Source organism: Rhizobium sp. GW821-FHT14E12 (assembly GCF_058803745.1).
Map to the genome: position 1 here is coordinate 223,209 of NZ_JBXAPH010000009.1, position 26,393 is coordinate 249,601.

Consider the following 26,393-nt stretch of genomic DNA (forward strand, 5'->3'; position numbering starts at 1 on the left):
GACTCAATAGCCGATCGGCGGAATCAAGGACGGGAATTTGGTGGCCACCGAGATAAGCGACAATGCGCCGGCAAAGGTGCCGGCGCGGGGCATCTGGGGATGGATGTTCTTCGACTGGGCGGCGCAACCATTCTTCACTGTCGTCACCACCTTCATCTTCGGTCCCTATTTCGTCGCGCGGCTGACGGCCGATCCGGTGGCAGCGCAGACGACATGGAGCAACATGGCGACGATCTCCTCGGTGATCATCGCCGTGCTGTCGCCGGTCCTCGGCTCGATCGCCGACCAGTCGGGCAGGCGCAAACCCTGGATCGCCTTCTTCGCCGTCATCAAGATCGCCAGTCTCTTCTGCCTCTGGGGTGCGGCCCCCGGCTCGCCAATCATCTATCCCGTCATCTTCATGATTCTCGCCTCGATCTCGGCGGAATTCTCGATCGTCTTCAACGATTCGATGATGCCGCGGCTTGTCGGCAAGGACGATGTCGGCCGGCTGTCGAATACCGCCTGGGGCCTCGGCTATCTCGGCGGCATGATCGTGCTGATCGCCGTCGTGGCGCTTTTGGCCGGCAGCCCGCAGACCGGTAAGACCATCCTCGGCCTGACGCCGCTCTTCGGCCTCGACGCCGCGCTCGGCGAGGATGCGCGCATCACCGGGCCGATCGCCGCCGTCTGGTATTTTCTCTTCATCCTGCCGATGTTCTTCTTCACGCCGGATGCCCAGCGCGGCCTGCCGCTGGCCGCTGCGGTTCGCTCGGGCCTGCGTGAACTGAAAACGACGCTCGGCGAACTGAAACGCCGGCGGGGCATCAGCCTCTTTCTGATCGCCCGCATGATCTATCAGGACGGCGTCAACGGCCTGCTGATCCTCGGCGGCACCTTCGCGGCGGGCATGTTCGGCTGGGCGACCATCGAGATCGGCATCTACGGCATCATCCTCAACGTCATCGCCATTTTCGGCTGTTTCATCGCCGGCTATGTCGACCGTTGGCTCGGCTCGAAGATAACGGTCGTTATCAGCCTTACGCTCCTGCTCGTCGCCACGTTCGGCATCGTCTCGACCGGGCCCGGCTTCACGCTCTTCGGCCTCGTGCCGCTTTCCACCGTCGATTCCGGCGGCCTGTTCGGGACGGCGGCGGAGAAGGCCTATATCGGCTACGGTCTGCTGATCGGCATCGCGTTTGGCCCGGTGCAGGCCTCCTCGCGCTCCTATCTCGCCCGCAGCGTCAGCATTGCCGAAGCCGGCCGCTATTTCGGTATCTACGCACTCTCTGGCCGCGCCACCAGCTTCATGGCGACACTGTTCTTCTCGCTGATGACCTATTGGAGCGGCTCGGCCCGCCTCGGCATGGCGACACTGGTCGTCTTCCTCGCCGGCGGTCTCCTGCTTCTGCTGCGAACACCCTATCCCGCCGACAAGGCGAGATAGGGATATTCCTATTTCGATTGGGGATATGCTCGTCTCCTTCTCCCCAGCGGGGAGAAGGTGCCCGAAGGGCGGATGAGGGGGTCTCACGGCATATTCGAAATCAGCCTATATCGTTGCAAACAATATATGACTTCCCGGTAACGCCCCCTCACCCCGCGCGCGCCGCGCGGCCCTCTCCCCGATGGGGCGAGGGTAAAGCGATCAATGGCGGAAATGGCGAATGCCGGTGAAGACCATCGCGACATTGTGTTCGTTGGCGGCGTCGATGACTTCCTGGTCCCGCATCGAGCCACCCGGCTGGATGACGGCCGTGGCACCAGCGGCAATGGCCGACAGCAGACCGTCCGCGAAGGGCAGGAAGGCTTCGGAGGCAACAGCGGAACCGCGCGTCAGCGGCTCGGCAAGCCCCATGGCCTTGGCGGCTTCCTCCGCCTTGATCGCGGCGATACGCGCCGAATCGACGCGGCTCATCTGGCCGGCGCCGATGCCGGCCGTCTGGCCGTCCTTGGCATAAACGACGGCATTCGATTTCACATGCTTGGCGACGCGGAAGGCGAACTTCATGTCTTCCAACTCCTGAGCCGTCGGCGCACGCTTGGTGACGACCTTCAGCTCCATGTCCTCGACCAGCGCATTGTCGCGGTTCTGCACGAGCAGGCCGCCGGAGACGGTCTTGGCGGTAAGGCCGGCCACGCGTGGATCGGGCAGGGCGCCGACCGAGAGAAGGCGAAGGTTCGGCTTGCGGGCGATGATCGCCTTGGCTTCCTCGGTCACCTCCGGCGCGATGATCACTTCGGTGAAGAGCTTGACGATCTCTTCGGCCGTTGCCGCATCGAGCAGGCTGTTCAGCGCGATGATGCCGCCGAAGGCCGAGACGGAGTCACAGGCAAGCGCCCGCTTGTAGGCTTCGACCAGGCTCGGCCCGGTGGCGACGCCGCAGGGATTGGCATGCTTGATGATCGCGCAGGCCGGACCGCTTTCCGGCAGGAATTCGGCAACCAGCTCATAGGCTGCATCGGTATCGTTGATGTTGTTGTAGGAGAGCTGCTTGCCCTGGATCAGGGTTGCCGTGGAAACGCCGGGGCGGTTCTCGCCGGTGACGTAGAAGGCCGCCTTCTGATGCGGGTTTTCGCCATAGCGCATCTCTTCGCGCAGCACGCCGCCGATGACGCGGTGGCGTGGCGTAGCGATGTCGAGGGCTTCGGCAAACCAGTTGGAGATCATCGCGTCATAGGCAGCAGTCCGGGCAAAAGCCTTGGCGGCCATGCGCTTGCGGAAGTCGTAGGTCGTCTGTCCGGCATCGGCGGAAAGCTGCTCGAGCAGCTCGGAGTAATCGGCCGGATCCGTCAGGGTGGTCACATAGGCATGGTTCTTCGCCGAAGCGCGGATCATTGCTGGGCCACCGATGTCGATATTCTCCACCGTCGTCGGGTAATCGCCGCCGGCCTTGCGCACGTCTTCGAAGGGATAGAGGTTGATGACGGCGAGGTCGATGCCCTCGATGCCATGCTCCTTCATCGCCGCCTGATGCTCGGCATCGTCACGGATGGCGAGCAGGCCGCCATGCACCTTCGGATGCAGCGTCTTGACGCGGCCATCCATGATCTCCGGAAACTCCGTGACTTCGGAAACGTCGGTCACCGCAAGGCCGGCCGCCGCGATTGCCTTGTGCGTACCGCCGGTCGATAGCAGCCGCACGCCCTTTTCGCTGAGCGCACGGGCGAGCTCGACAATGCCGGTCTTGTCGAAGACGGACAGAAGCGCGGTTTTCACCTGGACTTTGTCGGGAGCGGGAATTTTCTTGGATACGACGGCCATGGGCTTTCTCCGATATAGCGCGAGGAGAGGAGATGTCCGGCGAAAACGGCGCGGGACGATATGCCCGCCCCGTTAGCATAGCTGACGCTGTTAGCCTATGGCCGATAGGACAAAAACCAGCGGATTTCCGGCTTTTCGCCAATCGGGAAAACAATCTCGAGCTGGTCGGAGGAGCGCATGCCGGAGGCATCGGCAAAAAAGATATCCTCGGCCACCAGCACCTCGTTGCCCGGCGAGGAGAAGACCCAGGTCTCGCCATCCGGCGCGATCAGCAGGGCGCTGTCGGTCTCGGTCTGCAACAGGCTGATGGAGGGATGAATATGGAAGCGGGCAGACGCCAGGCTTTCGCCCTTCGGCGGATGCTTTTTACCTTCAGGCACAAAGAAACGGTCACGGCCAGTAAGGATGGTGCCGGCGGCATTGAGGCTGATCTCGCGCTCATGCACATAGCCGAAAGCGGAGAGATAGCCATCATGCGCGGCTCGCACATAATCGCGGCCGTCCTCGGTCTCGGCGCGCTCGACAATGACCTTCTTCACCCCACCGACCATGACGGGACCAAGGGTTTTCGACTTGGAAAACTGGCAGGACGAGGTGTCGTTGAGCGTTACGGTCGAATGCGCCGCCGTCGCGCGAGCCGCCTGCACATAGCGGTCGCCCGCAAATTCCGGTGCACCGGAATTGACGATGAAACGGGACTTGCCCGACGACATCTCGAAGGACAGGCAGCCTGCATGGGCGGTGCGGCTAAGGTCGGCGGAGGCGGGACAGCCGGTATCGACGATGACGACGGCTTGGCCGGCAGCCAGCCGGTGGTATTTCGCATGCGGCAGCGCCTTGAAGGTCTGGCCGGCGGTTTCATCATAACGCAACACCGACATCAGCTCATTGGCAAGCGTCGAGGTTGCGCCGTTGAACAGTGCCAGATCGCCATCCTGATGCCGGAAGAAGCGCAGAGCCGGATACATGCGGTCGATGCCGGGGATCAGCCGCGACGGAACATCGTGGCCGAGATTGACATAGGTCTGGCGCAGCGGCAGCAGATCGAGCAAAAGCTCCAGCGCAATGCGCGGATTGCGCGAGATATGGCCGCCGTCCGGCAATATCTGCCGGTCGATTTCCCGGTTGAGCGCCTGGCCGGCGCGCTTCAGCGCCGAAGCGCCGTTCGGCATGGCGACCGAGGACATGGCAAGCGCGATCCGCACCCGGAACCGCGCTGTTCCATCCCGTGTCGTTGCGGCCACCCGGCGGAGATAGCGCACATGCAGGACGAGCATACGCATGAAACGGCGGTAGAAGCCGCTATCCGTGCCCTGCAGGAGAACCGGCGAATGCGACAGCCAGGCAATCAGCCGCTCGGCGGCGGTATCGGGCGACCAGGCGATGCCCTGCAGGCGGCGGCCATGAACCGCCATCCAGTCATTGAGAATGGAGCGCGCGAGCGCCGATGCCTGATCGCTTTTTTCCGCCCGCAAATGCCGCAGCCAACGGAAATTGTGCAGCCGCACGGCGAAGACCTGCGACGGAAGCTCCAGGGCAAAGGGTGATCTGCCCTCGGTTTCCAGCACGCGGCCCGCCAGCAGGATGCGGCCATTCAAAAGCTCTTCGACAAAAAAAGGATCGATGCTGCGCAGATCCGTCGGAGCCACGATCAGCCGTTCCGGCACACGCATCGTGTGGCGGGTGAGACGCAATCGCGTCAACGCCGCGCGGCGAGACATCCGCCGCCATGCTTCCCGCATGTGTAATTTCACTAAATCCTGCCGCAAAACTGCATATTTGCTTGTGCTTACTCTCAACACCCGGTGGTTAAGAAGAGGTTAGGAATATGCCAAATCGGGACGTTGTGCCCGATTTTTCACCAATGTGAGAGCAATCGATCAAGCTCCGCCACTAATGCGTGCGACGGAGCATCACGGCGAAGAAGCCATCGAGGCCGGAGGCAAAACCACCGGAGAGCGGCAGCATGTCGGGCGTGGTGCGGAAGGCGCCGAGCGGAGAGATCGCCGCTTCGAGACCCGGCCAGTCCTCAGGGCTGATCGGCACACGGTCCGCCATGTCCGTATCGGACAAAACGCGCGCGACCAGATCCTCGCCCTCTTCGGGATCGAGCGAGCAATTGGAAAAGACCACCACCCCGCCGGGCTTGACCAGGGTCAAGGCGTGACGAAGCAGGCGCTCCTGCAGGGCGGCAAGCTTGGCGATATCCTCCGGACCCTTGGTCCAGAGCACATCGGGATGACGCCGCGTCGTACCGGTGGACGAGCAGGGGGCATCGAGAAGGGCGGCGTCGAAGAGTTCGTCAGGCTGGAACTTCGCCATGTCGGCAACGACGGTTTCCGCCTCGAGCCCGAGCCGGGCCAGATTGCCGGACAGCCGTTTCAGGCGATTGGCGGATTGGTCGAGCGCGGTCACCTTGCCGCCGGCAAGGATGAGCTGCGCCGTCTTGCCGCCGGGCGCCGCACAGAGATCGACGACCCGCTGGCCGGCAAGTGAGCCGAACAGTTTTGCCGGAATGCTGGCAGCAGCATCCTGCACCCACCATTCGCCGTCGGCAAATCCGTCCAGCGACGGGATGGAGCCTTCAAACGCGGCAAGCCGCACGCCGCCGGTCGGCAGAACGACGCCGTTCAGGCGCTTCGCCCAGCCCTCGGCATCGGACTTCACCGTGACGTCGATGGCGGCCGGTTCCAGCTGCGTATCCGAAATCTTCAGCGCCGCTTGCCTGCCATAGGCGGCCTCAAGACGCGTCAGGAACCATTTGGGCATGGCCGGCACATCGGCGCCCTCACTGAGAATGTCCTGCTTCTCCCGGCCGATACGCCGGAGGATGGCGTTGACCAGCTTGGCAAAGCGGCGATTGCGCGGATCCTGGTTGGCCTGCTCGACGGCGATATCGACGGCGGAGTGATCCGGCACGTCGAGATAGAGCATCTGCGCCGCACCGACCACCAGCACATGATGCAGGGCGCGAGCCCCTTCCGGCAGCGGCGAATCCAGCAGCGACGCAATCGCCGCCTCGATGCGCGGCAGATGCCGCAGAGCCGAGTTCAGGATGGCGCGCACCAGCGCCCGGTCGCTATCGCCTAGTGCCTTGTAGGCGGGGTTTCCGCCTTCGGCATCCAGCATGCCGTCGAGCGGCGTCTTGCGGTCGATCACGGCCGAAAGGATCTTCGTCGCGGCGGCGCGCGCCGCAAATCCGGGCTTGGAGGAAACCGAATCACGCGGTCGAGCCTGCCCCGACCGGTTGCCTGCTTGCTTTCCGTCTTTATTGAAATGCTTGTTTTTATTATCAGAACTCAAGACCAAGGTCCCTTCGGCGGTTGCGCACCACCGCGACCCGTATTCGGCACGGAGCGCGATTTGCGCTCCGGATTAGCAGTCATGGCCGGTCCCGTCGAGCCGGAGCGGGTCGGCGTGCCAACGGAAGGGCCTGTACCGCCGCCATACTGCGCCATCTCATGCAGCGCGGCGATGCGGTTTTCCGTGTCCGGATGCGTGGAAAACAGATTGTCCATGCGCGCACCGGAGAGCGGATTGATGATGAACATATGCGCCGTCGCCGGATGTCCCTCGGCTTCCTCGTTCGGGATATGCGCGGCACCACGCGCGATTTTACCAAGCGCCGAAGCGAGCCACAGCGGATTGCCGCAGATCTCCGCGCCACGGCGGTCGGCCGAATATTCGCGCGTCCGGCTAATCGCCATCTGCACCAGCATGGCGGCCAGGGGCGCGACGATCATCGCCGCGAGCACGCCGATAGCTCCAAGCGGATTGTTATTGTCGCGGCGGCCGCCGAAGAAGAAAGCGAAATTGCCAAGCATGGAGATGGCGCCGGCAAGCGTCGCCGTGATCGTCATTGTCAGCGTGTCGCGGTTCTGCACATGCGCCAGCTCATGCGCCATGACACCCGCCACTTCCTGCGGCGTTAGAGCATGCAGGAGGCCGGTCGAGGCGGCAACGGCGGCGTTCTGCGGATTGCGGCCGGTGGCAAAGGCGTTCGGCTGCGGATTATCGTAGAGGTAGACCTTCGGCATCGGCAGGCCGGCATTGCGCGCCAGATCGCGCACTATGCCATAGAATTCCGGCGCGCTGCGCTCATCCACCTCCTGCGCGCCATAGGTGGACAGCACCATGCGGTCGGAATTCCAGTAGGAAAAGAAGTTCATGCCGGCGGCGGCGACAAATGCGATCATCATGCCGGATTGCCCACCGATCAGATAGCCGACGCCCATGAACAGGGCGGTCATGAAGGCGAGCAGCATGGCAGTACGCATGAGATTCATTCGGTGTCTCCAACACGATCGGCAGTCCGAACCTTTCTCTTTGCGGCCGGACGCACTATGATTTGGCTATTCACCCGGCTATTTCAACAGTTCCAGGCCGCAGCAAGCCATGCAGACAGCAGATAACGACAATAAAACCGACATCGAAGCCGGCGAAGCGCCCCGCAAACCGCTCTCGCCCGCCGCCAAGCGTGCACTTGCCGAGGCCGAGGAACGCCGCAAGGCGCAGGCACAGGCCGACCTTCCCCCCGAAATCGGCGGCCGCGGCGGCGCCGACCCTTCACGCTTCGGCGATTGGGAGATCAACGGTCGGACGATCGATTTTTGATTAGTCGCTCCTACGGATCATTTGGTACGGCGTAGAAAATGCAGAGCCTATCTCGCCCCGGACGGGCGAGATAAACCTCCAATATGCCGCTCAAGATCAAGCCGCATCCGCCTTGTTCTGCCGATTGGCAATCAGATCATCAACTACAGCCGGATCGGCCAGCGTCGATGTATCGCCGAGCGCGCCAAAATCGTCCTCGGCGATCTTGCGCAGGATGCGGCGCATGATCTTGCCCGAGCGGGTTTTCGGCAGGCCGGGGGTGAACTGGATCTTGTCCGGCGAGGCGATCGGGCCGATTTCGGCGCGGACGTGTTTCACCAGCTCTTGGCGCAGCGCGTCCGAGCCTTCTTGACCGACCATCAGCGTCACATAGCAATAGATGCCCTGGCCCTTGATCGAATGCGGATAGCCGACGACGGCTGCTTCCGAGACATGCTTGTGCGAGACCAGCGCCGATTCGACCTCGGCCGTGCCGAGACGGTGGCCGGAGACGTTGAGGACGTCGTCGACGCGGCCGGTGATCCAGTAATAGCCGTCCTCGTCGCGGCGGCAGCCGTCGCCCGTAAAGTACTTGCCCTTGTAGGTGGAAAAATAGGTCTGGATGAAGCGCTCGTGATCGCCATAGACCGTACGCATCTGGCCGGGCCAGCTGTCGGCGATGACGAGATTGCCGTCGGCAGCACCTTCCAGCACCTTGCCTTCACTATCGACCAGTTCCGGCTGGACACCGAAGAAGGGAAGGGTGGCGGAGCCGGGCTTCAGGTCCGTCGCGCCCGGAAGCGGCGTGATCATGTGGCCGCCGGTTTCCGTCTGCCACCAGGTATCGACGATCGGGCTCCGGCTGTCGCCGACCACCTTGTAATACCATTCCCATGCCTCAGGATTGATCGGCTCGCCGACCGTGCCGAGCAGGCGCAGACTGGAGCGGGACGAACGCTTGACGAAATGATCGCCCGCGCCCATCAGCGAGCGGATCGCCGTCGGTGCCGTGTAAAAGATATTGACCTTGTGCTTGTCGATGATGTCCCAGAAACGGCCCTGATCGGGGTAGTTCGGCACGCCCTCGAACATCAGCGAGGTCGCGGCATTCGCCAGCGGCCCGTAGACGATATAGGAATGGCCGGTGACCCAGCCGACATCGGCGGTGCACCAGTAGATATCACCGGGGTGATAGTCGAAGGTGTATTCATGCGTCATCGCCGCATAGACGAGATAGCCGCCCGTCGTGTGCAGCACGCCCTTCGGCTTTCCGGTCGAACCTGACGTATAGAGGATGAAGAGGGGATCTTCCGCCTTCATCTTCACCGGCGGACAATCCGCCTTCACCTTGCCGGTTTCCTCGTGATACCAGAGATCGCGGCCGGGCGTCCAACCGGTCTTGCCGCCGGTGCGGCGCACGACCAGAACCGTCTTGACATCAACCTTCTGCTTGGCGGCGATCTCGACCGCCTTGTCGGTGTTTTCCTTGAGCGGGATCGACTTGCCGCCGCGAATGCCCTCGTCGCAGGTGATGACGAAGGTCGACTGGCAATCGACGATGCGGCCTCCCAGCGCTTCCGGCGAGAAACCGCCGAAGACGACGGAATGTACAGCACCTATGCGGGCGCAGGCGAGCATTGCATAGGCGGCTTCCGGGATCATCGGCATATAGATGGTGACACGATCGCCCTTCTTGACGCCCTGCTTCTTCAAGACGTTCGCCAGCCGGCAAACATGCTCGTAGAGCTCGTTATAGGTGACCTTCTTGTCGATATAGGGATTGTCGCCTTCCCAGATGAAGGCGACGCGGTCGCCGTGCTTCTTCAGGTGCCGGTCGATGCAATTATAGGAGACGTTGGTCAGGCCGTCCTCGAACCATTTGATCGAGACCTTGCCGGTAAACGACGTATTCTTGACCTTGGTGTAGGGCTTGAACCAGTCAATGCGCTTGCCGTGCTTGCCCCAGAACTTGTCGGGATCCTCGACGCTCTGCCTGTACCATTTCTGATATTTCGCCTCATCGATCAGGGCGTGTTCCTTGACCGCTTTCGTCACCGGATGAATCTTTTCCGACATGGTGTCCTCCTCGAATCCTGGCGCCCTTTTCGCAATTATGGGCACCCTTTCCAAGCAATCAATAGCAGCTCAAGTTACGACAGCAATTGGACAAAGCGCATTTCATCCGCAAAGAATTGCAATTCCACGACGCTGCGGTTATATAGGGCCATATTTCCCGGACAATGTGGTGTTACACCCCGGACCGCGACACCGGCGCGGACTGACAGAAGGACTATATCTATGGCTCAACAATTGCTCATGCCGAAGGCAACGGCCATCTGGCTTGTGGACAATACAGCCTTGTCATTCGACCAGATCGCGCAGTTCTGCAAGCTGCATCCGCTCGAAGTGAAGGCCATTGCCGATGGCGAAGCCGCCCAGGGCATCAAGGGCCTCGACCCGATCGCCACTGGTCAGCTGTCGCGCGACGAAATCGCCCGCGCCGAGGGCAATCCGAACCATAAGCTGAAAATTTCCGAGCCGAAGGTCCGCGTGCCGGAATCCAAGCGCCGTGGCCCGCGCTACACGCCGGTTTCCAAGCGTCAGGATCGCCCGAACGCCATTCTCTGGCTGGTGCGCAACCATCCGGAACTGAAGGACGCGCAGATTTCCCGCCTGGTCGGCACCACCAAGTCGACCATCGAGCAGATCCGCGACCGCACGCACTGGAATTCGACGAACCTGGCCCCGATGGACCCGGTCACGCTCGGCCTCTGCAGCCAGATCGATCTCGACATGGAAGTCGAAAAGGCCTCCAAGGGCCGTCCGCTGCCAACCGCCGCCGAACTCGGCGCGACATTGCAGCCCGCGCAGGAGACCGAGAAGCTCGGCTTCAGCTACGAGCGCGACGAGCCCAAGGAAAAGGAAATCGACGCCGACGCCGTTTTCGCCAAGCTGAAGTCGCTGAAGTCCACGACGCCGGACGACGACGACGATCAGTACTGAGACGTGATCGATCGCCTGTTTTCAAAGCCCTGGTTTCCCGACCGGGGCTTTATTTTTTTGAGGATACTTGAGCCTATCGCGCTCCGAAAATCGCCGAACCGACCCGGACACTCGTAGCGCCGAAGGCAACCGCGATCTCATAATCACTCGACATGCCCATCGAGAGCTTGTCGACGCCGGCCTTGGCCGCGAGCTTGGCGAGAAGCGCGAAATGCGGCCCCGGATTCTCGTCCGCCGGCGGAATGCACATCAAGCCCTCGATTGGGAGCCTAAGCTCGTTGCGGCAGAGATCAACGAAGGCAACCGTATCGTCAGGCGCAATCCCGGCCTTCTGCGGCTCCAGGCCGGTATTGACCTGGACGTAGAGCCTGATCGCCTTGCCTTGCCGATTGATTTCATCAGCCAAGGCGCGGGCAATCTTTTCCCGGTCAACCGTCTCGATGACGTCGAATAGCGCCACGGCGTCGGCCGCCTTGTTCGATTGCAGCGGTCCGATCAGATGCAGCTCGATGCCTGATGTCTCGGCTTTCAGACCCGGCCATTTGCCCTGGCTTTCCTGCACGCGGTTTTCGCCGAACACGCGCTGGCCGGCCGAGATCGCCGGGCGGATCGCATCGGCATCGAAGGTCTTGGAGACGGCAACGAGCTGCACGGCGCCATCGGGCCGGCCGGCCTGACGTTCCGCCACCGCGATATGGGAACGAACCTCGTTCAACCGCTCTTGAAGTTCCATCTTTTCGCCTCGATATATCTGCTTATTCCCAAGACTTTGCAGTAATGAGGCAGGCGGCCTTTGCCAAGGGCGAATGCCGTAGAATCCGGCTTTGCTTTGCAAGATAAAGCACTTGCAGCGCCCGCTAAACTTGACGCTTGGTTGGTTTCGTGATGAAGGTCACGGCCAACTCCCCATGATTTTCCGGAATACAAGAACAGATGGCTACCGAACGTTATAACCCGCGCGATGCCGAGCCCCGCTGGCAGCAGAAATGGAACGATGAGAACGTCTTTCTCACCGACAACGCCGATCCGCGCGAGAAATATTACGTCCTAGAGATGTTCCCCTATCCATCGGGCCGCATCCATATGGGCCATGTGCGCAACTACGCCATGGGCGATGTCGTCGCCCGCTACAAGCGTGCCCGCGGTTATAACGTCCTGCACCCGATGGGCTGGGACGCCTTCGGCATGCCGGCGGAAAACGCCGCGCGCGACAACAAGGTGCATCCGAAGGAGTGGACCTACCAGAATATCGCCTCGATGAAGGCGCAGCTGAAGGCCATGGGCCTGTCGCTGGACTGGAGCCGCGAATTCGCCACCTGCGACGTCGAATATTACCATCGTCAGCAGATGCTCTTCATCGACATGATGCAGAAGGGCCTGATCTATCGCAAGAAGTCCAAGGTCAACTGGGATCCGGTCGACAACACCGTGCTTGCCAACGAGCAGGTCATCGACGGCCGCGGCTGGCGCTCCGGTGCATTGGTCGAGCAGCGCGAGTTGACGCAGTGGTTCTTCAAGATCACCGATTTCAGCCAGGAACTGCTGGACGCGCTGGATACGCTCGACCATTGGCCGGAAAAAGTGCGACTGATGCAGAAGAACTGGATCGGCCGCTCCGAGGGGCTGACGATCCGTTGGGAAATCGTGCCGGAAACCGCGCCAAACGCCGACCGCGAGATCGCCGTCTATACGACGCGTCCGGATACACTGTTCGGCGCCTCCTTCCTGGCGATTTCGGCGGACCATCCGCTGGCCAGGGAAGCCTCGGCCCTCAATCTCGAGGTAGACGCCTTCTGCGAGGAATGCCGCCGCGCCGGCACGTCGCTGGCGGCATTGGAGACCGCCGAGAAGAAGGGCATCGACACGGGTATCCGCGTCCGCCATCCGCTCGACCCGTCCTGGGAACTGCCGGTCTATGTCGCCAATTTCGTGCTGATGGATTACGGCACTGGCGCGATCTTCGGCTGCCCCTCCGGCGACCAGCGCGACCTGGATTTTGCCCGCAAATATGACCTGCCGGTCATTCCCGTCGTCATGCCGAGAGACGGCGACGCCGCAAGCTTTGCCATCGGCGATATCGCCTATGGCGACGACGGCGTGATGATCAATTCGCGCTTCCTCGACGGCATGAGCCCGGAAGAAGCGTTCGAGACGGTGGCGGCGAAGCTGTCGGCCGCAAGCCTCGGCAATGCGCCGCAGGCCGAACGCAAGGTGAATTTCCGCCTGCGCGACTGGGGCATTTCGCGTCAGCGCTATTGGGGCTGCCCGATCCCGGTCATCCATTGCGACGATTGCGGCGTCTTGCCGGTGCCGAAAGAGGATCTGCCGGTCAAGCTGCCGGATGATGTCACCTTCGACCTGCCGGGTAATCCGCTCGACCGCCATCCGACCTGGCGACATGTCGCCTGCCCGCAATGCGGCAAGGATGCGCGTCGCGAAACCGACACCATGGATACCTTCGTCGATTCGAGCTGGTACTACACCCGCTTCACGGCCCCCTGGGCCGACGAGCCGACCGACAAGGCCGCTGCCGATCATTGGCTGCCCGTCGATCAGTATATTGGCGGTATCGAGCATGCGATCCTGCATCTGCTCTATTCGCGCTTCTTCACTCGCGCCATGCGCGAGACCGGCCATGTCGACGCCAGGGAGCCCTTCAAAGGCCTGTTCACGCAGGGCATGGTGGTGCACGAGACCTATAGCCGCGGCAATGGCCTGACGCGCGAATGGGTGTCGCCGGCCGATATCCGCATCGAGGAAACCGACGGCCAGCGCCGCGCGACCTTGCTGTCGACCGGCGAGGATATAGCCATCGGCGCCATCGAGAAGATGTCGAAGTCGAAGAAGAACGTCGTCGACCCGGACGATATCATCGCCTCCTACGGCGCCGATACCGCCCGCTTCTTCGTGCTCTCCGATTCGCCGCCGGACCGTGACGTCATCTGGTCGGAAGCGGGTGTCGAAGGCGCGCATCGCTTCACGCAGCGCATGTGGCGCCTGGTGTCGGAAGCCGCCGACGAACTGAAAGCTGTTGTTCCGGCTCCAGCAAGAGAAGGCGAGGCGCTGGCAATTTCCCAGATCGCCCACCGCACGCTGAAGGCCGTTCAGGCCGACTATGACAAGCTCGCCTTCAACAAGGCCGTCGCGCGCATCTACGAATTCGTCAACGCGCTGGCAGCGCCGCTGGCCAAGGTCGCCGCCGGCGGAACCGATACCGGCTATCGTTCCGCCGCTCGCGAGGCGGTCGAAATCCTGATCGCGCTGGTCGCGCCGATCACGCCGCATCTGGCGGAAGAATGCTCGACAGCGCTTGGCAACACGCATCTCGTCGCCATGAGCGCCTGGCCTGACTATGACGAAGCACTCGTCGTCGAGAACGAGATCGTCTATCCGGTGCAGATCAATGGCAAGAAGCGCGCCGAATTGACAATTGCGCGCGATGCGGATCAGAATGCCGTGCAGCAGGCCGTACTCGCCTTGGATGCAGTCACAAGCGCATTGAATGGTCAGGCGCCAAAGAAGATCATCGTCGTTCCACAGAGGATCGTAAACATTGTCGTCTGATAAGCTCTTCAAATTCGCTCGCCTTACGGGCGTTGCGTCCCTGATCGCCGTTGCGGGTCTACTGTCGTCCTGCCAGGTGCGGCCGCTCTATGCTCTGAGCACGGGTGTTACGCAGAAGCTTGCCGATGTCTCCTTCTCCGACGCCAATTCGCGCGTCGGCCAGGAAGTACGCAATCAGCTGATCTTCATCGCCGGTCGCGGCGCAGGCGAGACAAAGACGCCGAAATATACGGTCGATCTGAGCGTCAGCTCCGGCACAGGCGGCGTTCTCTACCTGCCGTCCTCGGCGACATCGGCCGCCGGCCGTACCACCGTCACGGCATCCTTCACGCTGAAGAATGCCAGCGACGGCAAGGTGCTGAAATCCGGCAGCCGTGCGGTCACTTCGCTGGTGGACTTCCCGACCCAGGAATTCGCCAAGCAGCGCGCCATTCGCGATTCGGAAGACCGCGCCGCCCGTGAAGTTGCCGAGATGGTCGCCGCCGATATCGGCGCGGCACTTAGCCGCTGATCTGAGCGCGGTATGTCGGAGATCAAATCCCACGAGTTTGACGGATTCCTTCAAAACGCCGCACGCAACTACCGCCTCTTCGTCATCTATGGCCCGGATCGTGGTCTTGTTTCCGAGCGGGCAGGGCAGGTGGCCGGTAAGACCGCCGTCGACCTGAAGGACCCTTTTTCGCTGATCAAGCTCGATGTCGGCGATCTCCAGAACGATCCTGGCCGATTGCTCGACGAGGTCAACGCCATCGGCCTGTTCGGCGGTGAAAAGCTGGTCTGGATTCGCGGCGCGGCCAATGAAAAGGCCCTGATCGATTCGCTGCAGATCATCGCCGACAATCCCCCCGACGCCAGTTTTGTCATCATCGAAGCCGGCGATCTCAAAAAAGGTTCCGGTCTGCGCAAGGTGGCCGAAGCATCGCGCAAGATCGCGACCATCCCTTGCTACGCCGATGACGGCCGCGCGCTGAACAGCTTGATCGACACCGAGCTTGCAAGCGAAAATCTGCGTATCTCACCCGCAGCGCGGCAGATGCTGCTGGAGCTGCTGGGCGGCGACCGGATTGCGTCGCGCAATGAGGTGCGCAAGCTGGCGCTCTATTGCCGCGGGGAGGGGACGATTGAGGAGGGTCATGTCGCCGATATCATCGGTGACGCCAGCGCCATTTCCGCGGATGACGCCGTCGACGCCATCCTGAAGGGCGATTCGGATGCTTTTCTACATGCCATGCAGAAGATCGCCGCCTCCAAGACGTCGATGTTTCTGGTGCTGCAAGGCTGCCTGAGGCAATTTCAGCTTTTGGACGTGATGCGTACGGAGATGGACGAGAAACGCGTGCCGCCGGCGCAAGTCATGCAGACACTCGGCCGGCATCTGCATTTCCGCCGCAAACCCATCATCGAGCAGGCGCTCCGGAGCTGGACGGCGCCGGCAATTGCCCGAGAAATGAACCGCCTGCAGTCGGCGATCCTTCAGACCAGACAGCGCGCGAGCCTCGAAGATACGATCGCCACGCAGACATTGCTGGCGACCACACTGCAATCGGCCCGCAAGGGCTAGAGAGCCGTCTTTATTTGAAGGCGGGATGATCTCTTTAACATATTGATTTTAAATAATAATATTATCTGCTTTCGAATGACGCCATCCGAAAGCAGATGTCCCGGTGTTTCACGGGAAACAGCTCAGCGCCGCTCAAGCAGCCGACAAATTTCTTCCAGCTGTTCCAAGGTCTTATAGGAAATCTTCACCTGGCCGCCATTGCCGCGATGGTTGATCGCGACATCAAGCCCGAGCGTGTCGGAGAGGGTACGCTCCAGCGCCAGCGTATCGGAATCCTTGTCATCCTTGCGGGCGCTAGCCGGCCGAGGATCATTCTGTGCCTTGATATCGTTCTGCGCCAGCCGCTCGGCGTCGCGCACCGACATCCCCTTGGAGACGATCGTGCGAGCAAGCGTTGCCGGGTCGGAGGTTGAGACCAGCGCGCGGGCATGGCCAGCCGAAAGGCTACCGCCGGCGAGCATGTCGCGCACCGGCTCCGGCAGCTTCAGCAGGCGCAGTGAATTGGCGACATGGCTGCGGCTCTTGCCGATAATCTCACCGAGGTCGTTCTGCGTATAACCATGTTCGGCAATCAGCTGCTCGTAGCCCAGCGCTTCTTCGAGCGGATTGAGATCGGCGCGCTGAACGTTTTCGACGATGGCGATTTCCAGCGCCGTCTTGTCGTCAACGTCGCGGACAATGACCGGAATCTCAATCAAGCCAGCCAGTTGCGCCGCTCGCCAGCGTCTTTCACCCGCGATGATCTCATAACGATCGGCAGAGACCGTACGCACGACAACCGGCTGCACGATACCGTGCTGGCGGATCGAACTGGCGAGGTCGTGCAGCTCGGTTTCATCGAAATAGCGGCGCGGGTTCTTCGGATTGCGGCTGATGAATTCAATCGGCACCATGCGATCCGGGTTTACGCCGGGTCTGCCAGCTTCCACGGGCGTCGGCTGATCCATCTCTCCGATAAGAGCCGCCAGACCGCGCCCGAGGCGCCGTTTCGAAAGATCATCATTCATCGCAATACTCACTCCAGAACAAACACACTATCAGGCAGCCGCCTTCCGCTGCCGCTCCCGCTGGATAACTTCCGACGCCAGTTGCAGATAGGCCTGGCTGCCGGCACATTTCAGATCGTAAAGGATCGCCGGCTTGCCATAGGAAGGCGCCTCAGACACGCGGACGTTGCGCGGAATCAACGTATGGTAGACTTTTTCGCCGAGATGGGTCCGCACGTCATTGACGACCTGCTGGGCGAGATTGTTGCGGGAATCGAACATCGTCAACACAATCCCCTGAATATCCAGGGATGGGTTGACGGTGCGACGCACCTGATCGACCGTTTCCAGCAACTGGCTGAGGCCTTCCAGCGCGAAGAATTCGCACTGCAGCGGCACCAGGACCGAATGCGCAGCCGCCATGGCGTTCATCGTCAGCAGATTGAACGAAGGCGGGCAATCCACCAGAATATAGGAAAAAGCCGTCGCACCAGCGCCATTGAGAGCCCGGCGCAGCCGGAAAACACGATCAGGCTGCTGCGCGATCTCCATTTCGATACCAAGCAGGTCCATCGTCGAGGGGACGATGTAAAGATTCGGCACAGCCGTCTCCTGAACCGTATCCAGGATCGTATGCGTACCGACCAGAAGATCGTAGGAAGACACTTTTCGGTCGCGACGGTCGATGCCGAGGCCCGTGCTGGCATTTCCCTGCGGATCGAGATCGACGATCAGGACACGCTCGCCAATAGCGGCCAGAGCCGTGGCAAGATTGATCGCGGTGGTTGTTTTTCCAACACCACCCTTTTGGTTTGCGATAGTAATAATCCGGTTTCGCTCGCCGATCATTTGCCGCATATCCATCATGGTTAAATTCGACGACGAGGGCGCATTAACTCCAAGATCACGGAATCGCTCTCGACAACACTGTTGTGTTTTACCAGATCGAACTCCCAACGACCACGGGCTTTCTGGATCTCGCGCTCGTAATCCCTACCTTTATGCAGCAGCAAACACAGGTTTTCATTGCGCTCGACCCACGGCGCCGCGTAATCCAGCAGCATATCCAGTTCGGCAAGCGCGCGTGCGGAGATCACATCGCAATCGGCAATGATCTTCGACGCCTCTTCGATACGCACTGCATGAACGGCGCCGCGAGCCTCGCATTCCCGAAGGCAAACCCGCAGAAACGCTGCCTTTTTCTGGTTGCTTTCCACCAGATCGACATGTCCGTCCTTCTGCTCGGCCAGGAGAATCGCAGTGATGATCCCTGGAAAGCCACCACCACTTCCGAGATCGACCCAACGCGCCGGCTTTGGATGAAGCTGGAAGATCTGGGCGCTATCGGCAATATGCCGGCGCCAAAGATCATCGATGGTCGAAGGCGCGACCAGATTGATGGTCTTCGCCCACTTCTGAAAGAGCTCGGCAAAGTGCTGCAGCCGCCCCTGTGTTTCACGTGAAACACGCACACCGTTTAATTCCATGGCAGGACTCTCACACCTTGCAATGTCTTGATATTACGAAACAAGCTTTCGCTCGCCCACAACCGTCAGCTTTCGCAGGTGCGCGAGCAGCAGCGATATCGCCGCCGGTGTCATCCCATCGATCCGCGACGCCTGGGCGATATTCTTCGGCTGCGCCTTCGCCAGTTTCTGCTTCAGCTCGTTCGACAGACCTGACAGAATCGAAAAATCGAAATCCTGAGGGATAAGCCGCTCTTCCTCGCGCCGAACCTGAACGATATCCGAGGTTTGCCGATCCATATAAACCGCATAAGCGGCCTCAATCTCGACCGCTTCGACCACGCGGCGATCGATAGAGCGCAGTTCCGGCCAAAGACCGGACAGCGAGTCGATCGAATGCTCCGGATAGGACAGAAGATCATAGGCTGTCCGGCGCTGGCCGTCCTTGTTGAGATGCAACCCTGCCTTCTCCGCCTCGCTCGGCGTAACGCTCAACGCCTTTAGCTGAGCACGCGCCCATTCAAGCTTTTCCATATAATCGCCGAACCGGGCAGCACGGGCATTGCCGACACAGCCGATGGTCGAGCCAAGCGGCGTCAAGCGGACATCGGCGTTGTCAGCGCGCAGCGACAGCCGATATTCGGCGCGTGAGGTAAACATGCGATAGGGTTCGGCAACGCCGCGCGAGGTGAGATCGTCGATCATCACGCCGATATAGGATTCGGTTCGGCTAAGCTGGATCGCATCACCGCCCGCAGCCAATCGCGCCGCGTTGAGACCGGCGATCAGCCCCTGCGCGCCCGCTTCCTCATAGCCGGTGGTGCCATTGATCTGCCCGGCCAGGAAAAGACCCGGGATCTTCATCACCTCAAGCGAGGGCTTCAATTCGCGCGGATCGACGTGGTCATATTCAATGGCGTAACCGCATTGCAGGATCCGGACTCGTTCCAGACCCGGAATGGTCCGGATGAAAGCATCCTGAACATCTTCGGGAAGGGAGGTCGATATACCGTTGGGATAGACCGTCGTATCGTCGAGCCCTTCCGGCTCCAGAAAGATCTGGTGGCCATCACGCTCGCCGAACTTAACGATTTTGTCCTCGATCGACGGACAATAGCGCGGTCCGACACCCTCGATCTGCCCGGAATACATCGCCGAACGCATGAGATTATCGGCAATGATCTTATGCGTCGCCGGCGTCGTCCGCGTCACGCCGCATTCGATCTGCGGATTCACGATCCGATCCGTCATGAAGGAGAAGGGCACCGGTTCGTCATCCGCGCCCTGGCGTCCAACCGCGTTCCAGTCGATCGTCGAACCATCAAGGCGCGCGGGTGTTCCGGTCTTCAGACGGGCCAGCGCAAGCCCATAGCGCTCCAGCGTCCCCGAAAGACCAACCGATGGGTCTTCGCCGACACGGCCCGCAGGAATTTTCCTGTCGCCAATATGAATCAGGCCCCGTAGAAACGTGCCGGTCGTCAAAACAACGGCGCCGCAGCGGAATGACCGGCCGTCCTTCAAAACTACCACCGAGACCCGGCCGTCGCTGATCGTCAGATCGAAGGCATCACCTTCGATAATATCGAGATTTTCGATCGCGCCGATCTCAACTTGCATGGCAAGGCGATAAAGCTTGCGGTCGGCCTGCGTGCGGGGACCGCGAACCGCCGGGCCTTTTTTCCGATTCAACATGCGGAATTGAATGCCACCGGCGTCAGCCACGCGGCCCATCAAGCCATCGAGTGCGTCGATCTCACGAACCAGATGGCCCTTACCGAGACCGCCGATCGCCGGATTACAGGACATCACACCGATCGTCTCGCGTTTGTGAGTGACCAGCGCCGTTTTCGCGCCCAAGCGCGCAGCTGCAGCCGCAGCTTCGCTGCCCGCATGTCCGCCGCCAACCACAATCACATCATATATAGTCTCGAGCATTGTCAGGCCCTCAGTGTTGCCGTCTGTTTGGCACACCAATTTCAGGAGTCAAGAAGGTTTCACGTGAAACGTTTTGAACGACCCATCTCATAGGTCGTGTTTCACGTGAATCATTTGCCGATGCAGAATTCCGAGAAGATCACATCGAGAAGATCTTCGACATCGACCCTTCCGGTGATCCGGCCGAGACTATGCCCGGCCTGACGAAGGTATTCCGCGCGAATATCCAATCCCGTGGAGATGGCGCTAACCGCCTGAGTTAGTGCCGCCAGACTTTCGGTCAGCAATGTCCGGTGCCGCAAGCGACTGGGCAGAGCCAATGATAGAGACGTCGAGCGTTCCTGGAGATCTTCGACCAACAGCTGATGCAATTCCGCCAGACCGGAGCCGGTGCTTGAGGAAATGCAGAGATCATATGCAGTTCCATCCGCCGGATGAATATCCGCTTTAGTACCAACACGAAAAATCCGACCGCCAAAACCAGGAAAGTCGGTCTGCGCCTCAGTGCCAATCTCGGCAAGAGAGAGGATAACATCGGCTTCCGCCGCTGTTCTCAAGGCACGCTTGATCCCTTCGCGTTCAATGACTTCCTCGGTTTCGCGCAATCCGGCGGTATCGTAGAGCCGGACCGCATAACCCTCCATATTGAGATCGACATGCAGGACATCGCGCGTCGTGCCGGCAATATCAGTGACGATCGCCACCTCGCGACGCGCCAGCGCATTCATCAGGCTGGATTTGCCAGCGTTGGGTGCGCCGACGATAACAACTTTCAAGCCGTCCCGAACAATCTCGCCGAAGCCGGCGCCGGCGAGATGCGCTGAAAGCTCCGCGCGCAGCTTCGCCATATCGTTCCAGACCATATCAGATACAGAACCTGGAACGTCGTCCTCGTCAGCGAAGTCCAGCTCCGCCTCGATCAGCGCACGAGCGCGCGTCAGACGATCGGCCCATCCTTCGTAAAGTTTGGAAAGACCACCAGCCGCGTGTTCTACTGCCAAACGACGCTGCATTTCCGTCTCGGCGGCGATGAGATCAGCGAGACCTTCAACCTCGACAAGATCCATCTTGCCGTTTTCCAAGGCGCGGCGCGAGAATTCGCCATGCTCAGCCAGGCGGCACCCTTCGATACCGGAGAGTTCGTCCAGAAGGGCGGCAACAACGGCCTTGCCACCGTGAACCTGGATTTCCGCACAATCTTCCCCCGTAAAGGAAGCGGGAGCAGGGAAAACCAAAACCAAACCCTGGTCGATCGTTAAACCGTTACGAGTCCGAATCGTTTTCAAAGCTGCTTGTCGCGGCTTCGGTAAACTGCCGGCGAGCGCAGCTATCGCGGCAAGCGCTTTCGGGCCGCTAATCCGCACCACCGCGACACCGGCCGGAAGAGCGCCGCTGGAAAGCGCAAAGATCGTATCGCCGACTGCATTCATAAATTGATCCGTATCCGAATCGATTCCCGGCCTTTATCAGCAAGGGGTCGATTTCTAACTATCACCCAATCTAACCGGCCTCCGTCGGGCTGACTCAAAACCGTCTAATGTTCCACGATATATGGATCACGAAGGCGAAGAATATCCCGCTATCGAAGCCTCCGCTGCGCTGGCAAACCACCAACACCAGCTCGATCTCAATGCATGTTCCGGAGATTATAAACGAAATCGGGCCGCAAGCGCGACCCGATCCGTATTATCATCAGCCTTCGTCACGATGAGCGACGGTCAATCCGGTTAAGGACTACGTGTTCATCGAGTCGAAGAAATCCGGATTGTTCTTCGTCTGCTTCAGCTTGTCGATCAGGAATTCGATCGCGTCGGTCGTGCCCATCGGCGCGAGGATACGGCGCAGAACGAAGATCTTCTGCAGATCCTGACGCGGCACCAGCAGGTCTTCCTTACGCGTGCCGGACTTGAGGATATCCATGGCCGGGAAGATGCGCTTGTCGGCAACCTTGCGGTCGAGGACGATTTCCGAGTTACCGGTACCCTTGAATTCTTCGAAGATCACTTCGTCCATGCGGCTGCCGGTATCGATCAGCGCGGTGGCGATGATCGTCAGCGAGCCGCCTTCTTCGATATTACGGGCCGCGCCGAAGAAGCGCTTCGGGCGCTGCAGGGCGTTGGCGTCGACACCGCCCGTCAGGACCTTGCCAGAGGAGGGAACGACAGTGTTGTAGGCGCGACCAAGACGCGTGATCGAATCGAGCAGGATGACAACGTCGCGGCCGTGTTCGACAAGGCGCTTCGCCTTCTCGATGACCATTTCGGCGACCTGAACGTGGCGCACAGCCGGTTCGTCGAAGGTCGAGGAGACGACTTCGCCGCGTACGGAACGCTGCATGTCGGTCACTTCTTCCGGGCGTTCGTCGATCAGCAGAACGATCAGATAGCAATCGGGATGGTTGGCAGTGATCGAATGGGCGATGTTCTGCAAGAGGACGGTCTTACCGGTACGTGGCGGCGCCACGATCAATCCGCGCTGACCCTTGCCAAGCGGTGCCACCAGATCGATGACGCGGGACGACAGATCCTTGTTGGTGGGAACGTCGAGCTCCATGCGGAAACGCTCGTTCGGATAGAGCGGTGTCAGATTGTCGAAGTGGACCTTGTGACGGATCTTTTCCGGATCGTCGAAGTTGATCGTGTTGACCTTCAGCAGCGCGAAATAGCGCTCGCCTTCCTTCGGTCCACGGATCGGTCCCTCGACGGTATCGCCGGTCTTCAGCGAGAAACGGCGGATCTGCGACGGCGAAATATAGATATCGTCAGGGCCTGGCAGATAGTTGGCATTGGCGGAACGCAGGAAACCGAAACCGTCCTGCAGAACCTCGACAACACCTTCCCCGATAATTTCAACATCCTGGCTGGCGAGCTCCTTCAGGATGGCAAACATCAGTTCCTGTTTGCGCATCGTGCTGGCGTTTTCGACCTCGAGCGATTCAGCAAAAGCCAGGAGTTCGGTCGGGGATTTGTTCTTAAGTTCTTGAAGCTTCATTTCAGCCATGAAGGGAATTACTCTATTTTAGAAGGGGAAAGGCAATGTTGATCGTATTCAGAGCCGCGATGGGGGAGCTCGCGGGCGATAGAACTGATACATGCCACGAAGAAGAGATGGCGGGAAAATAGCGATTCAGTTAGCGCCCCGCAAGGGGGGCCGGCGAAATGAAGAAAATTTAACTTCGACGCGCGATTCCGCCGCTTTCACGCGAAGGGCTTTACCACCGCCAGGATGACGATCACAATCATCAACAGTGTCGGTCCCTCGTTGATCAGCCGCCAGTGCCGGGCCGAATAGCGATTGTCATCGCGGGCAAAGGCCCGCACGGCGCGGCTGAGGAACATGTGAACGCCCGTCAGCACCACGACAAGCCCAATCTTGGCATGAAGCCATCCGCCATGGAAACCATAGACCGACCAGGCGAGATAGAGCCCGAAGATCCAGGTCAGCATCATCGCCGGCGTCATGATCCCCTTCAAAAGCCGCCGCTCCATCACCTTGAAGGTTTCGGATTGCTGCGAACCGGGCTCGGCATCGGTGTGATAGACGAACAATCTCGGCAGATACAGCAGGCCCGCCATCCATGAGATCACCGAGATGATATGCAGGGCCTTGACCCAAAGGTAGAGATCAGCGGGATGCCAGGCGAACAGGCCGATCGCCAGCACCACGAACAACAGGATCATGAAATAGGATCGCCGGCTGGCGCGGGCGCCGGCGGCCGCATCCGTCTGCTTCTCCATCGGCTGCTCGCTCATAGGCTCAGCCCTTCCATCCACGCACACGCTCCACCAGCGCCGTGACATTGGCCGGATCGGCCTGCGGTGTGATGCCGTGGCCGAGATTGAAGATCAGCGGGCCATGACCCAGTTGCTGCAGGATTTCGTCGATCCCGTCTTCCAGCGCCTTACCGCCGGCAACGACGCGCATCGGATCGAGATTGCCCTGGACCGGTCCTTCTTGCTGCAACTCCTTGGCAAAGGCGAGCGGCACCGACCAATCGAGCCCGATCGCATCGGCACCTGTCTTCTGCCGATAGGTCTTCAGCTGATAACCGGCACCCTTTGCGAAAGCGATGATCCGCGCCTCCGGCCGCTGTGCCTTCACCGAAGCGATGATCCGTGCCACCGGTTTGACGGCAAAAGCCTCGAATTCCTTCTCGCCAAGTACACCCGCCCAAGAATCGAAAATCTGCACGGCATCGGCACCGGCATCGATCTGCGCCACGAGATAGGCGACGGAGATATCGGCAAGCAGCATCAGCAGATGTTCGAAGGCCTTTGGATATCGGTAGGCGAAAAGTCGGGCAGGGGCCTGGTCCGGCGTGCCGTGGCCGGCGATCATGTAGGTCGCGACCGTCCAGGGTGCACCGCAGAAACCGAGAAGCGTCGTCTCCACTGGCAGCTCCGCGCGCAGCCGCCGCACCGTTTCCATGACCGGAGCGAGATATTCGACCACACCTTCCGCTTTCAGCGCGAAAATTCCCGCCTCGTCGATCGGATCCATTTCAGGGCCATGCCCTTCGGTATAACGGACATTGCGGTTCAGCCCATCGGGGATCACCAGGATATCCGAAAACATGATCGCTGCATCAAAGCCATAACGCCGGATCGGCTGCAGCGTCACTTCGACCGCATGCTCTGGGCTGTAACAGAGATCGAGAAAGCTCCCGGCCTTTGCCCTCGTCTCCCGATATTCCGGAAGATAACGTCCCGCCTGGCGCATCAGCCAGATGGGGGGAGGGGTCAGCGTTTCCCCGCTGAGTACCCTTAGGATCTTCCGGCGCGCACTATTCACAGTCATCATCCCATATAAAAACAAAGATATATCTTAAGTTTCTATTTCTTAGAGTCTGTGACTATCAAGGATTAAAATTCATCCACCCCTGATCCAATTTGTCGCGCATCCATCCGGGATTTCGCAAAACGTTCGGGCTCTCTCCGGGATATGTGGATGAGAAAAGCGTTAGATCAATAATTCTAAGTGCTTGGCGTCGATTCCGTTTCGCTGCGATCTGGGGATAGATTGGGGAGACGCACTGCCCAAAATAGATTATCCACATTACCCACAAGCCCCGATGAAAGCCTTCCCGAAAAACCGAAATGTGGAAAAGTCGGAGGTTTTCCACTTGCCCCCGACCGGGCGGTTCCCGTACCTCTCTTCTCTCCCAAGATATCAACAGGTGATGGAAAGTAGCGTGGAAAACCGGACAAGCTTCTTTCATCTTCATCTGATTTCTGACTCAACCGGCGAGACTCTGATCTCCGCCGGACGTGCTGCATCCGTTCAATTCCATGCCAGCCAGCCGATTGAGCATGTCTACCCACTGATTCGGAATCGCAAGCAGCTGCTGCCGGTTCTCGAAGCCATCGACCATAGTCCCGGCATTGTCCTCTATACGATCGTCGACCGCGAGCTTGCCGATTTCATCGATGAGCGTTGCCGGGAGATGGGCGTACCCTGCGTCAATGTGCTTGAACCGGTGATGAACGTCTTCCAGACCTATCTGGGCACGGCGTCGCGCCGCCGCGTCGGCGCCCAGCATGTCATGAATGCCGACTACTTCGCCCGCATCGAAGCGCTGAACTTCACCATGGATCACGATGATGGGCAGATGCAGGATGATTATAATGACGCCGATGTCGTCATCATCGGCATCAGTCGGACATCGAAGACGCCGACCAGCATCTATCTGGCGAACCGTGGTATCAAGACCGCCAATATCCCGATCATCGCCGGCGTGCCTTTGCCCGAAAGCCTGATCCAAGCCACCAGGCCGCTGATCGTCGGGCTGGTGGCGACCACCGACCGGATATCGCAGGTGCGCGAAAATCGTATTCTCGGGGCGACCACCGGCTTCGATCGTGGCGGCTACACCGATCGCGCCACCATCTCCGAAGAGCTGAAATATGCCCGGTCGCTCTGTGCCCGGCATAATTGGCCGATCATCGATGTTACCCGCCGCTCGATCGAGGAGACGGCCGCCGCCATTGTTGCCCTGCGCCCGAAGCTGCGCTAAGCGCTGCATAGCATTCTATTTCCAAGGT

Annotated in this window: 21 protein-coding genes; 7 read left to right on the top strand and 14 right to left on the bottom strand. The window is 60.2% G+C overall.

The window, feature by feature from the left end:
* Positions 1 to 37: 37 nt before the first annotated feature.
* Entirely contained in the window at positions 38 to 1,426 is a 1,389-nt protein-coding gene (locus tag AC1RO0_RS26455) for an MFS transporter (RefSeq protein WP_498595531.1), read from the top strand.
* A 201-nt stretch (positions 1,427 to 1,627) separates the two neighbouring features.
* Here AC1RO0_RS26455 and purH read toward each other — a convergent pair whose 3' ends face one another.
* The 4 genes from purH to htpX all read right to left on the bottom strand — a co-directional run bounded on the left by purH (position 1,628) and on the right by htpX (position 7,530).
* On the bottom strand, positions 1,628 to 3,244 hold the full coding sequence (gene purH, locus AC1RO0_RS26460; protein WP_498595532.1) for a bifunctional phosphoribosylaminoimidazolecarboxamide formyltransferase/IMP cyclohydrolase: 1,617 nt from the start codon (positions 3,242 to 3,244) through the stop codon (positions 1,628 to 1,630).
* Between the two features lie 95 nt (positions 3,245 to 3,339).
* The gene (locus tag AC1RO0_RS26465; protein WP_498595533.1) at positions 3,340 to 4,986 is read right to left on the bottom strand and encodes a heparinase II/III family protein; all 1,647 of its coding nucleotides are present in this window, start codon (positions 4,984 to 4,986) and stop codon (positions 3,340 to 3,342) included.
* A gap of 151 nt (positions 4,987 to 5,137) precedes the next feature.
* Positions 5,138 to 6,553 carry an RsmB/NOP family class I SAM-dependent RNA methyltransferase gene (locus tag AC1RO0_RS26470; RefSeq protein WP_498595534.1) on the bottom strand — a complete coding sequence of 472 codons (1,416 nt, stop codon included), beginning with the start codon at positions 6,551 to 6,553 and terminating at the stop codon, positions 5,138 to 5,140.
* Positions 6,544 to 7,530 (bottom strand): zinc metalloprotease HtpX, encoded by a 987-nt coding sequence (gene htpX, locus AC1RO0_RS26475; RefSeq protein WP_498595535.1) that lies wholly within the window; start codon positions 7,528 to 7,530, stop codon positions 6,544 to 6,546. Before htpX ends, AC1RO0_RS26470 begins: the two co-directional genes overlap by 10 nt.
* Positions 7,531 to 7,639: 109 nt before the next feature.
* On the opposite strand from htpX, the gene AC1RO0_RS26480 reads away from it, so the two are divergent.
* Entirely contained in the window at positions 7,640 to 7,858 is a 219-nt protein-coding gene (locus AC1RO0_RS26480) for a DUF1674 domain-containing protein (protein ID WP_498595536.1), read from the top strand.
* A 96-nt stretch (positions 7,859 to 7,954) separates the two neighbouring features.
* Here AC1RO0_RS26480 and acs read toward each other — a convergent pair whose 3' ends face one another.
* The gene (acs, locus tag AC1RO0_RS26485; protein ID WP_498595537.1) at positions 7,955 to 9,913 is read right to left on the bottom strand and encodes an acetate--CoA ligase; all 1,959 of its coding nucleotides are present in this window, start codon (positions 9,911 to 9,913) and stop codon (positions 7,955 to 7,957) included.
* 222 nt (positions 9,914 to 10,135) lie between these two features.
* On the opposite strand from acs, the gene AC1RO0_RS26490 reads away from it, so the two are divergent.
* Positions 10,136 to 10,840, top strand: coding sequence for a DUF1013 domain-containing protein (locus tag AC1RO0_RS26490; protein WP_498595538.1), 705 nt, complete (start codon positions 10,136 to 10,138; stop codon positions 10,838 to 10,840).
* 73 nt (positions 10,841 to 10,913) lie between these two features.
* Here the strand turns inward: AC1RO0_RS26490 and AC1RO0_RS26495 are convergent, their stop codons facing one another.
* Positions 10,914 to 11,573 carry a YggS family pyridoxal phosphate-dependent enzyme gene (locus AC1RO0_RS26495; RefSeq protein ID WP_498595539.1) on the bottom strand — a complete coding sequence of 220 codons (660 nt, stop codon included), beginning with the start codon at positions 11,571 to 11,573 and terminating at the stop codon, positions 10,914 to 10,916.
* Between the two features lie 200 nt (positions 11,574 to 11,773).
* Between AC1RO0_RS26495 and leuS the strand changes: the two genes are divergently transcribed.
* Genes leuS through holA form a run of 3 tightly spaced genes read left to right on the top strand, consistent with a single transcriptional unit; the run spans position 11,774 to position 15,965 of the window.
* Positions 11,774 to 14,404, top strand: a complete 2,631-nt coding sequence (gene leuS / locus AC1RO0_RS26500) for a leucine--tRNA ligase (RefSeq protein ID WP_498595540.1) — start codon at positions 11,774 to 11,776, stop codon at positions 14,402 to 14,404.
* A complete protein-coding gene (lptE, locus tag AC1RO0_RS26505) occupies positions 14,394 to 14,915 on the top strand; it encodes an LPS assembly lipoprotein LptE (protein ID WP_498595541.1) in 522 nt (173 codons plus the stop codon). The genes leuS and lptE overlap by 11 nt, the downstream gene beginning before the upstream one ends.
* Before the next feature lie 12 nt (positions 14,916 to 14,927).
* Positions 14,928 to 15,965, top strand: coding sequence for a DNA polymerase III subunit delta (gene holA / locus AC1RO0_RS26510; protein ID WP_498595542.1), 1,038 nt, complete (start codon positions 14,928 to 14,930; stop codon positions 15,963 to 15,965).
* Between the two features lie 122 nt (positions 15,966 to 16,087).
* Here the strand turns inward: holA and AC1RO0_RS26515 are convergent, their stop codons facing one another.
* The 8 genes from AC1RO0_RS26515 to hemE all read right to left on the bottom strand — a co-directional run bounded on the left by AC1RO0_RS26515 (position 16,088) and on the right by hemE (position 25,143).
* Positions 16,088 to 16,972, bottom strand: a complete 885-nt coding sequence (locus AC1RO0_RS26515) for a ParB/RepB/Spo0J family partition protein (RefSeq protein ID WP_007698704.1) — start codon at positions 16,970 to 16,972, stop codon at positions 16,088 to 16,090.
* A 30-nt stretch (positions 16,973 to 17,002) separates the two neighbouring features.
* Positions 17,003 to 17,800: a ParA family protein gene (locus tag AC1RO0_RS26520; protein WP_498595543.1), complete on the bottom strand. Its 798-nt coding sequence runs from the start codon at positions 17,798 to 17,800 to the stop codon at positions 17,003 to 17,005.
* 20 nt (positions 17,801 to 17,820) lie between these two features.
* Positions 17,821 to 18,438: a 16S rRNA (guanine(527)-N(7))-methyltransferase RsmG gene (gene rsmG / locus AC1RO0_RS26525; protein WP_498595544.1), complete on the bottom strand. Its 618-nt coding sequence runs from the start codon at positions 18,436 to 18,438 to the stop codon at positions 17,821 to 17,823.
* Positions 18,439 to 18,471: 33 nt separating this feature from the next.
* A complete protein-coding gene (gene mnmG / locus AC1RO0_RS26530; RefSeq protein ID WP_498595545.1) occupies positions 18,472 to 20,352 on the bottom strand; it encodes a tRNA uridine-5-carboxymethylaminomethyl(34) synthesis enzyme MnmG in 1,881 nt (626 codons plus the stop codon).
* A gap of 110 nt (positions 20,353 to 20,462) precedes the next feature.
* Positions 20,463 to 21,782, bottom strand: a complete 1,320-nt coding sequence (mnmE, locus tag AC1RO0_RS26535) for a tRNA uridine-5-carboxymethylaminomethyl(34) synthesis GTPase MnmE (RefSeq protein WP_498595546.1) — start codon at positions 21,780 to 21,782, stop codon at positions 20,463 to 20,465.
* Between the two features lie 304 nt (positions 21,783 to 22,086).
* Positions 22,087 to 23,352, bottom strand: coding sequence for a transcription termination factor Rho (rho, locus tag AC1RO0_RS26540; protein ID WP_007698693.1), 1,266 nt, complete (start codon positions 23,350 to 23,352; stop codon positions 22,087 to 22,089).
* A gap of 197 nt (positions 23,353 to 23,549) precedes the next feature.
* Complete coding sequence (hemJ, locus tag AC1RO0_RS26545; protein WP_498595586.1) at positions 23,550 to 24,089, bottom strand: protoporphyrinogen oxidase HemJ; 540 nt, start codon at positions 24,087 to 24,089, stop codon at positions 23,550 to 23,552.
* Between the two features lie 19 nt (positions 24,090 to 24,108).
* A complete protein-coding gene (gene hemE / locus AC1RO0_RS26550; protein WP_498595547.1) occupies positions 24,109 to 25,143 on the bottom strand; it encodes a uroporphyrinogen decarboxylase in 1,035 nt (344 codons plus the stop codon).
* 400 nt (positions 25,144 to 25,543) lie between these two features.
* On the opposite strand from hemE, the gene AC1RO0_RS26555 reads away from it, so the two are divergent.
* Positions 25,544 to 26,365: a pyruvate, water dikinase regulatory protein gene (locus tag AC1RO0_RS26555; RefSeq protein WP_007698683.1), complete on the top strand. Its 822-nt coding sequence runs from the start codon at positions 25,544 to 25,546 to the stop codon at positions 26,363 to 26,365.
* Positions 26,366 to 26,393 lie beyond the last annotated feature (28 nt).

What these genes read in the sequence shown, in the direction of transcription:
- AC1RO0_RS26480 (WP_498595536.1), top strand. Translation starts at nt 7,640, where the DNA reads ATGCAGACAGCAGATAACGACAATAAAACCGACATCGAAGCCGGCGAA.
- AC1RO0_RS26465 (WP_498595533.1), bottom strand. Translation starts at nt 4,986, where the DNA reads ATGCGGGAAGCATGGCGGCGGATGTCTCGCCGCGCGGCGTTGACGCGA.
- purH (WP_498595532.1), bottom strand. Translation starts at nt 3,244, where the DNA reads ATGGCCGTCGTATCCAAGAAAATTCCCGCTCCCGACAAAGTCCAGGTG.
- leuS (WP_498595540.1), top strand. Translation starts at nt 11,774, where the DNA reads ATGGCTACCGAACGTTATAACCCGCGCGATGCCGAGCCCCGCTGGCAG.
- acs (WP_498595537.1), bottom strand. Translation starts at nt 9,913, where the DNA reads ATGTCGGAAAAGATTCATCCGGTGACGAAAGCGGTCAAGGAACACGCC.
- AC1RO0_RS26490 (WP_498595538.1), top strand. Translation starts at nt 10,136, where the DNA reads ATGGCTCAACAATTGCTCATGCCGAAGGCAACGGCCATCTGGCTTGTG.
- rsmG (WP_498595544.1), bottom strand. Translation starts at nt 18,438, where the DNA reads ATGGAATTAAACGGTGTGCGTGTTTCACGTGAAACACAGGGGCGGCTG.
- AC1RO0_RS26515 (WP_007698704.1), bottom strand. Translation starts at nt 16,972, where the DNA reads ATGAATGATGATCTTTCGAAACGGCGCCTCGGGCGCGGTCTGGCGGCT.
- holA (WP_498595542.1), top strand. Translation starts at nt 14,928, where the DNA reads ATGTCGGAGATCAAATCCCACGAGTTTGACGGATTCCTTCAAAACGCC.
- rho (WP_007698693.1), bottom strand. Translation starts at nt 23,352, where the DNA reads ATGGCTGAAATGAAGCTTCAAGAACTTAAGAACAAATCCCCGACCGAA.
- AC1RO0_RS26520 (WP_498595543.1), bottom strand. Translation starts at nt 17,800, where the DNA reads ATGATCGGCGAGCGAAACCGGATTATTACTATCGCAAACCAAAAGGGT.
- hemJ (WP_498595586.1), bottom strand. Translation starts at nt 24,089, where the DNA reads ATGGAGAAGCAGACGGATGCGGCCGCCGGCGCCCGCGCCAGCCGGCGA.
- mnmG (WP_498595545.1), bottom strand. Translation starts at nt 20,352, where the DNA reads ATGCTCGAGACTATATATGATGTGATTGTGGTTGGCGGCGGACATGCG.
- mnmE (WP_498595546.1), bottom strand. Translation starts at nt 21,782, where the DNA reads ATGAATGCAGTCGGCGATACGATCTTTGCGCTTTCCAGCGGCGCTCTT.
- AC1RO0_RS26495 (WP_498595539.1), bottom strand. Translation starts at nt 11,573, where the DNA reads ATGGAACTTCAAGAGCGGTTGAACGAGGTTCGTTCCCATATCGCGGTG.
- htpX (WP_498595535.1), bottom strand. Translation starts at nt 7,530, where the DNA reads ATGAATCTCATGCGTACTGCCATGCTGCTCGCCTTCATGACCGCCCTG.